At 51.6% G+C, this 12,711-nt stretch carries 9 protein-coding genes; 5 read left to right on the plus strand and 4 right to left on the minus strand.

What is annotated here, in order from left to right; genetic code table 11:
- Positions 1–107: 107 nt before the first annotated feature.
- Positions 108–977, minus strand: coding sequence for an electron transfer flavoprotein subunit beta/FixA family protein (locus tag DYH27_RS01755; RefSeq protein WP_025067992.1), 870 nt, complete (start codon positions 975–977; stop codon positions 108–110).
- A gap of 363 nt (positions 978–1,340) precedes the next feature.
- Here DYH27_RS01755 and dnaG point away from each other — a divergent pair, with 363 nt between their 5' ends.
- From dnaG to cls, 3 genes are read left to right on the plus strand one after another with little or no spacing between them, the layout of a single operon-like run.
- The gene (gene dnaG, locus DYH27_RS01760; RefSeq protein ID WP_029216482.1) at positions 1,341–3,272 is read left to right on the plus strand and encodes a DNA primase; all 1,932 of its coding nucleotides are present in this window, start codon (positions 1,341–1,343) and stop codon (positions 3,270–3,272) included.
- The gene (locus tag DYH27_RS01765) at positions 3,269–4,939 is read left to right on the plus strand and encodes a hypothetical protein (protein ID WP_029216481.1); all 1,671 of its coding nucleotides are present in this window, start codon (positions 3,269–3,271) and stop codon (positions 4,937–4,939) included. The genes dnaG and DYH27_RS01765 overlap by 4 nt, the downstream gene beginning before the upstream one ends.
- A 27-nt stretch (positions 4,940–4,966) precedes the next feature.
- Positions 4,967–6,388 (plus strand): cardiolipin synthase, encoded by a 1,422-nt coding sequence (gene cls, locus DYH27_RS01770; RefSeq protein WP_013671640.1) that lies wholly within the window; start codon positions 4,967–4,969, stop codon positions 6,386–6,388.
- Between the two features lie 184 nt (positions 6,389–6,572).
- Here the strand turns inward: cls and DYH27_RS01775 are convergent, their stop codons facing one another.
- From DYH27_RS01775 to DYH27_RS01785, 3 genes are all read right to left on the minus strand, one after another.
- Entirely contained in the window at positions 6,573–7,103 is a 531-nt protein-coding gene (locus DYH27_RS01775) for an RsmD family RNA methyltransferase (protein WP_007368197.1), read from the minus strand.
- A 145-nt stretch (positions 7,104–7,248) separates the two neighbouring features.
- Positions 7,249–8,145, minus strand: a complete 897-nt coding sequence (locus tag DYH27_RS01780; RefSeq protein ID WP_036860404.1) for a DUF3822 family protein — start codon at positions 8,143–8,145, stop codon at positions 7,249–7,251.
- A gap of 202 nt (positions 8,146–8,347) precedes the next feature.
- Positions 8,348–8,686 (minus strand): MerR family transcriptional regulator, encoded by a 339-nt coding sequence (locus tag DYH27_RS01785; RefSeq protein ID WP_004351708.1) that lies wholly within the window; start codon positions 8,684–8,686, stop codon positions 8,348–8,350.
- A 264-nt stretch (positions 8,687–8,950) separates the two neighbouring features.
- Here DYH27_RS01785 and alaS point away from each other — a divergent pair, with 264 nt between their 5' ends.
- Together alaS and DYH27_RS01795 are read left to right on the plus strand one after the other, a co-directional pair.
- Entirely contained in the window at positions 8,951–11,617 is a 2,667-nt protein-coding gene (alaS, locus tag DYH27_RS01790; protein ID WP_025067994.1) for an alanine--tRNA ligase, read from the plus strand.
- Positions 11,618–12,300: 683 nt separating this feature from the next.
- A complete protein-coding gene (locus tag DYH27_RS01795) occupies positions 12,301–12,663 on the plus strand; it encodes a BlaI/MecI/CopY family transcriptional regulator (RefSeq protein ID WP_029216480.1) in 363 nt (120 codons plus the stop codon).
- The last annotated feature ends 48 nt before the right edge of the window (positions 12,664–12,711 follow it).

Consider the following 12,711-nt stretch of genomic DNA (forward strand, 5'->3'; position numbering starts at 1 on the left):
GGGGATTTTCTTATGTTTATATGATATCTCCCCATAATGTTCTATCTTATGTTTGACAGAACATTCTACGCCCCTCTCCATTCGGAGAGGGGTTGGGGGAGAGGCTTTTATCCGATAATCTTCTCTTCTAACAGTTCCTTTACGAGCCCCTCTACATCCTCGTCCGAGCCGGTGAGCGTCTTGCTCTCCTTGGCCTGGAAGACGATGTTCTGTACCGACTTCACCTTTGTAGGCGAACCGGACAGGCCGCACTGAACCTCGTCGCCGTCAACATCGGCTACCGACCACTGGTTCAGGGTCAGGTAAGGACGTTCCTCGTAAAGTTGTGTCCAAGGCTCATCGCCCTTTCGTTCCATCGGACAGGTAGCATACTTGTACTTCATCACGAGACGGGCATTGCAGGGACGGGCTGGAGCAGCGGTGCCGTTTACCGTGACAAGCACCGGCAGCGGTGCCACGACGGTCTCAACACCTCCGTCGATGTGGCGGCGGATTGTAGCCTTGCCGTCCTCAATCTTAAGGATTTCCTCGGCGTAAGTAACCTGGTTGAGTCCCAGTTTCTGTGCGACCTGCGGCCCCACCTGTGCCGTGTCGCCGTCGATCGCCTGACGACCACCGATGATAATGTCTACATCGCCGATTTTCTTCACGGCCGTAGCCAGTGCATAGGATGTAGCCAGCGTGTCAGCACCTGCAAACTTGCGGTCGGTCAGCAGCCAGCCGGTATCGGTGCCGCGATAGAGCCCCTGGCGGATAATCTCGCCGGCACGTGGAGGCCCCATGGTCAGTATCCCCACGGTAGACCCCGGGTTCTGTTCCTTCAGCCTGAGCGCCTGCTCCAGTGCGTTCAGGTCTTCAGGGTTGAAGATGGCAGGCAGCGCGGCACGGTTCACCGTTCCCTCGGCTGTCATGGCATCCTTCCCCACGTTTCTTGTGTCAGGTACCTGCTTGGCAAGTACAACGATTTTCAAACTCATAAATATAATAATGTGTTGTTTAGAAATTCTGTCACGTGTTTGATGGCAAAAGTACTGTTTTTTTGCAAAACAAACAAATAAAAGCCGTAAAAACCGTCCTGCCGTCACTGTCTTGGAACTGATTGGGAGAGAACAGCAGTCAGATGTATCGACATCACACAACGTCTACATCTTACCTCCACATCTACAGGACCGCCGTTTCCCGACTATCCGGGAACTGGATTCCCAAGGCTTGGGAATGCGGTTCCCAACGTCTGGGAACCGCATTCCCGACCGGTCGGGAACATATCAGCCTGACCGGTGCTGTTTTTTTTTCTGTTCTTGTTTTGTCATATCATCGGTTTATGTTATCTTTGTAGCATAATGATTGACAGACCGACCGTAGACAGGATTATGAATGCGGCGAATATCGTTGAGGTAATCAGCGATTTCGTTTCTTTACGCAAGGCAGGAACAAGCTACAAAGGCTTGTGCCCTTTCCATGATGACCGTACACCATCGTTCTCCGTCAGTCCGGTGAAAGGCGTTTACAAATGCTTTTCATGCGGTGCGGCGGGCAATGTGGTGAAGTTCATCATGGAACATGAGCAGATGACTTACCCCGAAGCCTTGAAGTGGCTTGCAAACAAGTATCACATCGAGGTACACGAGCGGGAACTTACGAAGGAGGAGAAGCAGCAGGAAAACGAGCGGGAGTCGATGTTCCTGGTCAACGAATGGGCTGCGAGGTATTTTGAAAATATCCTGCACAACGATGTTGACGGCATGGCTGTCGGTATGCAGTATTTCCGCAGCCGCGGCTTCAGGGATGACATTATCCGTAAGTTCCAGTTGGGTTTCTGCCTGTCGGGCCGTCATGCCTTTGCTGATGCTGCCTTGAAGGCAGGTTTTCAGAGAAATTTTCTCATAAAGACAGGTCTCTGTTTCGAGCGTGAGAACGGAGAACTCGTCGACCGTTTCAATGGGCGTGTGATGTTCCCGTGGATAGGTGTGAGCGGTAAGGTGACGGCTTTCGGCGGCCGTCTGCTGGATGCTCGCACGAAAGGAGTGACCCAGAAGTATGTCAACTCTCCCGACAGTGTCATCTATCACAAGGAACGCGAGCTTTATGGTATCTTCCAGGCGAAGAAAGCCATTGCCAAGTACGACCTCGTCTATATGGTCGAAGGATATACGGATGTCGTTTCCATGCACCAGTGCGGCATCGAGAATGTTGTCGCCAACAGCGGGACGGCACTCTCCGTGCACCAGATCCGCCTCCTGCACCGCTTCACATCCAACATTGTTCTGCTCTATGACGGTGATGCCGCCGGGCAGCATGCCGCCCTGCGAGGAACGGATATGCTGCTGTCTGAGGGCATGAATGTGAAGGTACTGCTGCTGCCTGACGGAAAAGATCCCGATGAGTTCGCACGCAGTCACAGTGCGGAGGATTTCAGAAAGTATATAGAAGACAACCAGACGGATTTTATCGTCTTCAAAATAAACATTCTTCTCAATGGTGTTACTGACCCTGTCAAGCGTTCAGAAGCCGTCAGTTCGATCGTCCGGAGTGTCTCTGTCATCAAAGATCCGATACTCCGTGACACCTACATCCGTGAGTGTGCCAACCGTACCGGCGTGTCGGAGCGTACGTTGATGGAACAGATGAACCGGAACATCTATTCCGACCGGGAACAGCAGACAAGAGAACAGCAGCAGCAACGGGCTGCAATCATACAGCAGCAGACAGACGGACAGACAGCAGTACCTGCCCCGCAGGTGCCGGAAGTGGAACAGATGCTCATGCAGGTCATCGTCAGAGACGGCGAAAAGGTCATCTTCCGTGACGTGAAGGACGAGGAGAGCGGGCAGCTGTACAGTCTGACAGTGGCGCAGTACATAGCCTTTGACCTCGGCAGTGACAATCTCGGCTTCTCGGATCCGCTTTATGCGAGAATGCTCCAGGAGGCTGTAGAGCATAGCGGGGAGGAGAACTTCAAGGCAGAGGAATACTTCATGCAGCATCCCGACATCCATGTTGCATCTGCGGCCGTGAAACTGGGTGTCGACCGTTTTCAGCTCTCGGAGAGCCTGCAGGTAAAGGAAACGGAAAAGACACTGTGCGACCGTGTGGTACACCTCATTGCCGACTTCCGTCTCGATTATGTCTCGTCCCATCTGAAAGAACTCAATGCAAGACTGACGCAGGTGAAGGATGCTGGGGAAATGAAGGAAATCATGGAAGAAATCATGAAGATACAGACCCTCCGCAACAAGCTGGCGAAGAAATTAGGTAGTGATATTCTGGTATGATAGACAAGATAAGAAAAATATTCAGGCAGCCACTTCAGCTTTCGAACCTCACGCCGGACGAGAACAGGCGGATTGTGTCGAAGGCCCTGAAAGCACTCAACTGCACCGGAGAATGGCAGGAAGAGAAGGATGCGGCAACGGTACGCTTCGACTTCCAGAGCGGACACTTCGGCATAAGCATCTCCAGCCGGCATCCGCAGGTGGAACTGTCGTTTCTCTTCTTTGCCGAGGCTGACATGAATGATATAAACATCGTGCGCCAGGTGTGCAACCAGTCCAACCTCAATTCTGACGGTCCACGCTTCACTTATACTGTCAATGAAAAAACGAATGTCATCGACCTGCACATCCTGACGATGCTCCTGCTGGATGAAGACCGTGCCAAGGATATCCTTTCGTCGGCGATGGTGGATGCATTTGCATGGCAGAACTCATTCATAAGACATCTGGGTGAGGTGAAACGTGAAGCCGGGAATGCGGGTACGAACGACCTGGAAAAGGCTGTGAAAGACTTTTCACGCAGTATCTTCCTCCTGCACGAGCAGGAGCTTTCTCACCAGCAGACGGCACCGGGATGGCGTCATAATGACAAGGAACCGGCCACGCTGGAGCAGTGGATGGATAGGGCTTTCGGCAGGGTGGATGTCATATTCTCGGAACTGACGGTCGTGGCAGATGGGATTACGGTCATCAGCGACCGTGAGGCGATTGCAGCCTACAACCTGTCGGACGCATTGATCGCCGGCGGAGCGTTCGTCCGTCCGAAGGCCATGCTCGACCTGATGTTTTTCCTTCCGTCCCATCCTGCGACACGCCGCCGTATGACTTTCAGCCTCCAGCAGGCAGACAGTTGCGCCGACATTCTCTACTATCAGGTCGCTGCGACGCTGCTGCCCCTGCAGGCAGCTTCGGACCGTTCGTTGCATACAAAGGAGATGCAGGTGGAGTCGCATTCCGCTTTGCTGGCATACGACCTCCGCAGCACAAAGCAGCTGCAGGATGAGTTCGTTTATATGTGGAAGGAAGCCAAGAGCAAGATTGTCTCCGGCGAAGCGAGGCAGCTTACGGAGGAACAGCAGTTGATTGCCAATGTGGTAAACATGGATGCCGGAGGGTTCGTCTATCGAGGCAAGGTTCTCTATCAGCAGAAGCGTTACTATGAGGCCACGGCAAGCCTGGAGAATGCATTCCGGCTGCTCTATTCCGGCTTTCTGAAGCTGAACAGGGAGGAACGAAACGTCTTCTTCGAAGTCTGCTTCATGCTGGGTTTCTGCTACAATGAGCTGCGACAGTATGAGCGTGCATTCTATTATTTAACGTTTACCCTGGACCTCTGCCGTGCCGGCTATGCCGAGGCATACGTGAACTGCCTCATCAATATGGGTGACTTCCGATCACTGAGGAGCATAGACGGTTTTCTGGACGAACTGCGCAATGCCGTGTCAGACGGAGACGAAGAAGAGTTGGAGTCCAGATTCCGTCTCTTGCTGCGGTTCCTTTACCGCCGCAAGACCTATGTCCTGATAGAAATGCGCCGGCTGGACGAGGCGGAGAAGATTCTCCTCCGGATGGCTGATGATCCGGATAATGCCGACTTTGCACGGGATGAGCTGGCCTATATCCGGCATCTGCGAAGAACAGGCACTGACAGAAAAAACATCCCGTGAAGATAGGAACGGGAAAGGAGGTAGAGGATGATTTACGTTCACTGGTTTACCCTGGTCATTTATGTTGTCGTCATCATCATGGTGATGGTACGTGTGCTGATGGACAACCGGCAGCCTGCCAAGACAATGGCGTGGATGCTGGTACTGACGTTCATCCCCATGCTGGGCATCATCCTTTACTTCTTCTTCGGGCAGACCACCCGCAAGGAGCGCAAGATATGGCAGCACAGCATGGACCAGCTGACGAAGCGGTCCATGCTGGAGTTCGTTGAACAGAAACGGCTTCATCTGCCAGATGCGTACCGTACGCTCATCAATCTCTTCATGAACCAGAACTGGGCCTTGCCCTTCAAGAACAACGAGACGGAAATATACACGTCAGGGTACGAATTCTTCCCCTCGCTGCTTATGGAAATCGGAAAGGCCGAGCACCATATTCATCTGGACACTTTCATCATTGTCGACGACCCGCTGGGGCGGATTGTCGCTGATGCTCTGATTGACAAGGCGCGGCAGGGCGTAGAGGTGCGTGTCATCTACGATGATGTAGGCTCATGGAAGACGAAGAACCGATTTTTCGACCGTATGCGGGCCGAGGGTATAGAGGTCTATCCTTTCATGCCCGTCCGATTCCCGGTCTTTACAAGCAAAGTGAACTACCGCAATCACCGCAAGATCTGTGTCATCGACGGCGAGGTGGGCTTTATCGGAGGCATGAACATCGCCATGCGCTACGTGAAGGGATTCGGAAAACTGGCATGGCGCGACACCCATGTGAAGATAACGGGTGCTGCTGTCTACGGACTGCAGCGTGCCTTTCTGGTAGACTGGTTCTTCGTGAGCCAGTCGCTGATTGCCGACCACGGTTATTATCCTGTGAACAAAGTAGAAGAGAACGACAGCCTCGTCCAGATTGTGACGAGCAACCCAACAAGTCTGTGGCCGGAGATAGAGCAGGGATATGTCAGGGTGCTTGCCAGCGCCAAGCATTATGTCTATATGGAAACACCTTATTTTCTTCCTACCGATCCCATACTCTTTGCCATGCGTACGGCAGCCCTGTCGGGTGTCGATGTAAGGCTGATGATACCTTACGAGACGGACACGAAGATTGTAGAGTGGGCCTCCCGGTCGTACGTGATGGCGACGGTCAAGGCAGGCGTGAAAGTATATCTGTATAAGGCAGGCTTCAACCATTCGAAACTTCTCGTTACAGATGACGCAATGGCAACCATCGGATCAACGAATGTAGACTTCCGCAGTTTTGAGAACGACTTTGAGTCCAACGCCTTCTTCTATGACCGGGATATTGCCTTGCGTGTGAAGGCGATTTTCCTTGACGACCAGGGGAAGAGCGTTGCCCTGGAGGATGTACGCAACCTTACCCACCGCTCTTTCCTGCAGCGGTTATGGGAGTCGCTGGTAAGGCTGCTCAGTCCGTTGTTGTAAGGATGTCCTGAAAGTCCCACATTGAACTTTTGCCTGCATGGACATTGTCAGCCCTTTGTCCCTTTTGGTTTTATGCGGCATATTCTGGTTTCACTTTCAGTCGCATATACCGGAAGGAGAGTCTGTCTGCCTGAAAAGGAAAGGACTGCAAAGGTGATTTTCTGGACCAGCCTGGACTGATTGTTTACTTGAACAACGTGAAGTTCACGCTGCCATAACTCCGGTGTTCGAGAAAATGCGGATGGGTGGAGAAGTCGTCGTGTTTGCCATGCTCAAAGACAAGCAGCCCGTCTTCTTTCAAGAGTCCGTATTGGAAGATGAGGTCGGGGAGGGTGGGAAGCTCGGGCAGCGCATAGGGAGGATCGGCGAAGACGAGGTCGAACTGCTGGTGACAGCTCTTCAGGAAACGGAAGACATCTCCTTTTATCAGCACATGGTTTTCCGTGCCGATTTTCTCCATGCACTGACTGATGAAGCGGGCATGGTCGCGGTCTTTTTCGACGCTCACCACCTGCGGACAGCCCCGTGAGAGAAGCTCCAGGGAGATGCTCCCTGTACCTGCAAAGAGGTCGAGTGCCGTGGTTTCTTCCCAGTCGGTGTAGCCGTTGATTACATTGAAGATGTTTTCTTTGGCGAAGTCGGTTGTCGGGCGGGCCTTGAAAGTGCGTGGGATGTCAAAGCGTCTGCCTTTGTATCTTCCTGTGATGATTCGCATTGTTTTTTGTTGTGGGGGTTAAGAAAAGTCTGTCTGCTTCCGGCAGGTATATTCCCGACTGTCCGGGACTTGTGTTCCCGAGGCCTGGGACTTCTGTTCCCGACGGCTGGGAACCGTATTCCCAGCCGTCGGGAATATTTTCCTGTCAGCCCAGGTAAATCGCCTTAAGGTCGTAAGGAATCTCCTTCCGTCCGGCCAGTGGAATGTTGCCGAAGTCGGTTTCCGGGTCGACGACCCTGTAGAGTTTCAGATACTGTCCGATATGCTCGACGAGCCAGTCCCGATGTGGCAGGTCGCCGATGAGATACAGCTCGTCCTTGTCTGCATCCATCCCCGTCAGCTTCCATATATAAAGAAGGTAATACAGGGCATCATGTGCGTGCGTGGCTTCGTATGAATTACTGAAGCGGAACCGGTTCTGCTGGAAACTGAACACCTCCATCTGTTTCTCATGGAAATAGGCGTAGAGCTTCCGGCGCGGTCCTGCGAAGGATCGTCGGTAGAGATGTGTCCAGACCGACTGCATGAGCGGTTGGAAGCGGATGTCCTGAAAGTGGTCGTCGATGACGAGCCTGAGGTCTTTGTTGACGGAGAAGACTGCAACGGCATTCAGGTCGGACTGTATGCTGGAAAGGATCTCCTCATTGCCCTGCCGGTGGTAGGTGTGATGATAGAGTGCCTCGGCATCCTGCGTCTTGAACTCATCTGCCGGCATGAGCATCACCGGTGCGTCCAGCTCTGCCAGTACCCGTTTGTACCCGCTCTGAAGCAGCTCCGAGACCGTGAAGGCTTCACGCAGGTTGGCAGCCATGGAGATACCCGCATTGACCTCGTAAGGTTCGTAAACAAGCATGCCGTTCTCCTGCGGGTCACCCACGGCGAATGCCATTGTACTTCTGCCGAACCGGATGGTCAGCCGCAGCTTCTTGTCGGATATGTTATGGTCGGTCTCTGTCATTGCAGATGTCATATTGCTTTTTACCATCTGCAAACTTACGCATTTTTTTCCGATTACGTTTGCTTTCCGGTTGATAAATATCATCTGACAGGTTATTATCGGGTATTAGAGGGTGGATGAGGATAGATTCCAGGGGGAGCAAATATCCTTTCACTCGCTTTTTCCCTGCTATGACTGTTCTGAAGGCTTTACGGATAGTCGCACAAAATAACGACAAAGGCCCACGGAAGCGCGAAAACTTCTGTGAGCCTTTGTCCATATATGTCCTGTCCCGGCAGGGACGATTCTATACCAGTCTGTCCAGATGTTTCTTGAGGTCCTTCAGCTGGTCGCGGACAGAGATGAGGCTTTCCATTATCTTCTGGCTCTTGTCTGCGCCGCTGCGGTTCTCCTGTAGCATCTTGCGGGCAGCGGCAATCTTGAAGCCGCGCACCTTGACGAGGTTGTAGATGACCTTGATCTGCTCGATGTCTTTCTCTGTGTACTGGCGCACACGGTTGCCGGTAGTCTTTGGGCGAAGGTGTGGGAACTCTGTTTCCCAGTACCGCAGCAGACTCTCCGTGACATTGAGCTGTCGTGCCACTTCCTTGATAGAATAATACAGTTTATGCGGATTCTCTGCCATGTCTTGTTTCTTTAATCATTCAAAAATAATAATTCACAATTCATAATTATGATTGTCTTAGTCTGCGGACGACCCTGTTCGTTTTGTACATTCTGTCCTTTAAATCAATTATTTACACAGGCTCGGTGTCGGACAGAACGGATGTATGCTCCTCAAGGAGAAGTTTTTGCGTATTCAGCAGCCTAATTGTTTGCAAAAATACGCAAAAGTCAGTATCTTTGCAACAATTTTAGATAGAAAAATTGAATTAAAAACAAAATAAAGATGATGACAGCAAACGAAATCCGCGACTCTTACTTGAAGTTCTTTGAGTCGAAAGGACATGTTATCGTACCGTCTGCCCCAATGGTTATCAAGGACGACCCTACGCTGATGTTTACCAATGCTGGTATGAACCAGTGGAAAGATATTATCCTCGGAACAAAGGAGCCGGAGCCTCGCCGCCGCACCGATTCGCAGAAGTGCCTGCGTGTGAGCGGCAAGCATAACGACCTGGAGGAGGTGGGACGTGATGCGGCGTTGAGCCACCACACCATGTTCGAGATGCTGGGTAACTGGAGCTTCGGCGATTACTTCAAGGAGGGCGCAATCGATTACGCTTACGAATATCTCGTTGACGTGCTCCATCTCGACCCGAAAGACCTTTACGTAACGGTCTTCGAAGGCGACGAGGCAGAGGGCATCAGCCGTGACGATGAGGCGTCAGGTTACTGGGAGAAGCACTTCCCGAAGAACCATATTGTCAATGGCAACAAGCACGACAACTTCTGGGAGATGGGCGATACGGGACCTTGCGGGCCTTGCTCGGAGATTCATATCGACTTCCGTTCGGAGGAAGAGAAAGCGAAAGTGCCCGGTGAAGAACTTGTCAACAAGGATCATCCGCAGGTCATCGAAATCTGGAACATTGTCTTCATGCAGTTCAACCGCAAGGCTGACGGCAGTCTCGAACCGCTGAAGATGCACGTGATTGATACCGGTATGGGCTTCGAGCGTCTGGTGCGCCTGATGCAGGGAAAGAACTCCAACTATGATACGGATATCTTCACACCGGTCATTGCCGAGATTGAGCGGCTCTCCGGCAGGAAGTACAACCACACCTTCCCGGAAGGTCCTAACGGCGAGGGCGTGAACGAGGAGCAGAAGGTAGACATCGCCATGCGTGTCGTTGCCGACCACCTGCGTGCCGTTGCCTTCTCGATCGCTGACGGACAGCTGCCCAGCAATGCCAAGGCCGGCTACGTTATCCGCCGCATCCTGCGCCGTGCCGTGCGTTACGCCTACACGTTCCTCGGACAGAAAGAAGCTTTCATGTACAAACTCTTGAACGTGCTGGTACACGAAATGGGAACAGCCTATCCTGAACTCGCCGCACAGCGTGAACTGATCGGCCGGGTGATGAAGGAAGAAGAGGATTCGTTCCTCCGCACGCTGGACAAGGGCATCACACTGCTGAACGGCGCAATGGACGAGCTGAAGGCGCATGAAAAAAAGGAACTCGACGGCAAGGAAGCCTTCCGCCTCTTCGACACCTACGGATTCCCGCTCGATCTTACTGAGCTGATCTGCGGTGAGAACGGTTATACCGTTGACGAGAAGCAGTTCAACGAGGAGATGGCACAGCAGAAGGCACGTGCCCGCAATGCGGCTGTCGTTGAGAACGGTGACTGGGAGGTGCTGCGTGAGGGCGAACAGGAATTTGTCGGCTATGACTATACAGAATACGAGTGCCACATCCTCCGTTACCGTAAGGTGACGCAGAAGAAAAACAGCTTTTATGAGCTTGTACTGGATCATACGCCTTTCTACGGCGAGATGGGTGGTCAGGTAGGCGATCAGGGTGTGCTTGTCAGCGAGGACGAGACGGTGAATGTCATCGATACCAAGCGTGAGAACAACCAGAGCATCCACATCGTCAAGCAGCTGCCGAAGAACGTAAAGGCCGACTTTATGGCCTGCGTCGACACCGAGAAGCGTGATGCCTCGGCTGCCAACCATACGGCAACCCACCTGCTGGACTATGCGCTGAAGCAGGTTCTGGGCGAGCATGCCGAACAGAAGGGATCGTATGTCAGCCCTGATACCCTTCGCTTCGATGTTTCCCACTTCCAGAAGATTACCGACGAGGAACTCCGGCAGGTGGAGAAGATCGTCAATGAGATGATCCGCAAGGACTATCCGCTGGACGAGCACCGTGATACACCGCTGGAGGAAGCGAAGAAGATGGGAGCTGTTGCCCTCTTCGGTGAGAAATACGGCGACAAGGTACGTGTTGTCCGCTTCGGTCCGAGCTGCGAGTTCTGCGGTGGCATCCATGCCACATCAACCGGCCGCATCGGCTTTTTCAAGATTGTCGGCGAGAGCAGCGTGGCTGCCGGCGTGCGCCGTATCGAGGCGATGACGGGCGAAACTTGCGAGAACGCTATCTATGTCCTCGAAGACACACTGCGCGACCTGAAGGCAATGTTCAACAATGCAAAAGACCTCAAGGCAGTCCTCACCAGATTCGTCGAGGAGAATGATGCCATGAAGAAGGAAGTCGAGAAGTTCCGTACCCAGGCTGTTGACCGTGCAGCAAAGACATTGGCAGAACGTGTCGAGATGGTTGACGGTGTACACGTCATTAAGGCGGTATTGCCTGTCGACCCCGCTTCAGCCAAGGACATCGTCTTCAAGGTGCGTCAGTCATTGCCCGAGAAACTCGTCTGCATCCTCGGCTCTGTCTATGAGGACCGTCCGCAGCTTTCCATCATGCTCAGCGATGACATGGTGAAGGAGCACGGTCTGAACGCCGGCAAGATAATCCGTGAAGCTGCCAAGCTCATCAAGGGCGGCGGCGGCGGTCAGCCACACTATGCACAGGCCGGCGGCAAGGACGCCGACGGGGTCAGTGCAGCGGTTGACAAGGTGATGGAGTTGATTAATTTGTAGTCATATTATACAGGTGAAAAGGGGGGCATGAGCCCCCTTTTTCAGTTTCATTCGATATTCCGGGTGATATTGCAATCATTATGTAATTGGAACATAAAGTTACCAGCGGTGAAACAACGATTGCATATACAATGGTATTCGAAGAATAAGATGCGCATTTTTTGAAACACGATATGTTCGTCTTTTCTGGGAGAGTATTTGCTGTCGACAGACAGATGCTCCGAGAATAATTTTCCTGTCACTCCCGTCACTTTCCCCTGACAGTCAAGATATTCATATACAGCCTGTTGGCAAAGGATGTTAAAATGACAGCAAGTTGAATTAAAACCTGTGTTATGAACTATTCAGCAGTTCTCATCTTAATTTCGGGTTGATTTTATCACGTGTTACAGGAGCAAAGATGTCCTTACTGCTTGTTTTTTATCTTCCTCTTCAATAACCTCCTAAACTCTTTGATGTTGATATTTTTTCTCCCTTGCAACATTCTGATGATTGATCATACTGACTTCACTAATCATCGTCTGCCATCCCCTCCTATCACCTACTAAAGCTACTAATAATTCGTATTATACTGATATATAATATAAAAGTATTTGCTTGTTAATATTATTTAACGCTTTAAACTTGACTCGCTTACGAAATAATCGTAAGTTTGCGGCAGATTAATGAAACATGATTTGAATATGGAAAAACTAACGAAACAAGAAGAAGAGGTAATGCTGCAAGTCTGGCGTCTGGGCAGATGTACGACAAAGGAAATACTTCAGCAATTGCCTGAGCCTCATCCTCCTTATACAACGACAGCTTCCGTGGTGAACAATCTGAAGCGGAAGGGTTATCTGAATGCAGAGCAACGGGGACTTACCTACCATTTTACACCTCGGATTGCGCAGTCAGCGTACAAGTCGGACTTCATGCGTAACTTCGTAAGCAACTACTTCAAGAATTCATTCCGTGAGATGGTTTCGTTCTTTGCGAAAGAAGAAGAAATTTCTCCTGAAGACTTGAAAGAGATTATCGACGAGATAGAAAAAGGAAACGAATAAGGCTATCAGAACAGTATGTAACCTGAATATATAACAAAACAAGGATAT

This window comes from Prevotella denticola (genome assembly GCF_900454835.1).
GTDB classification, from domain to species: Bacteria; Bacteroidota; Bacteroidia; order Bacteroidales; family Bacteroidaceae; genus Prevotella; species Prevotella denticola.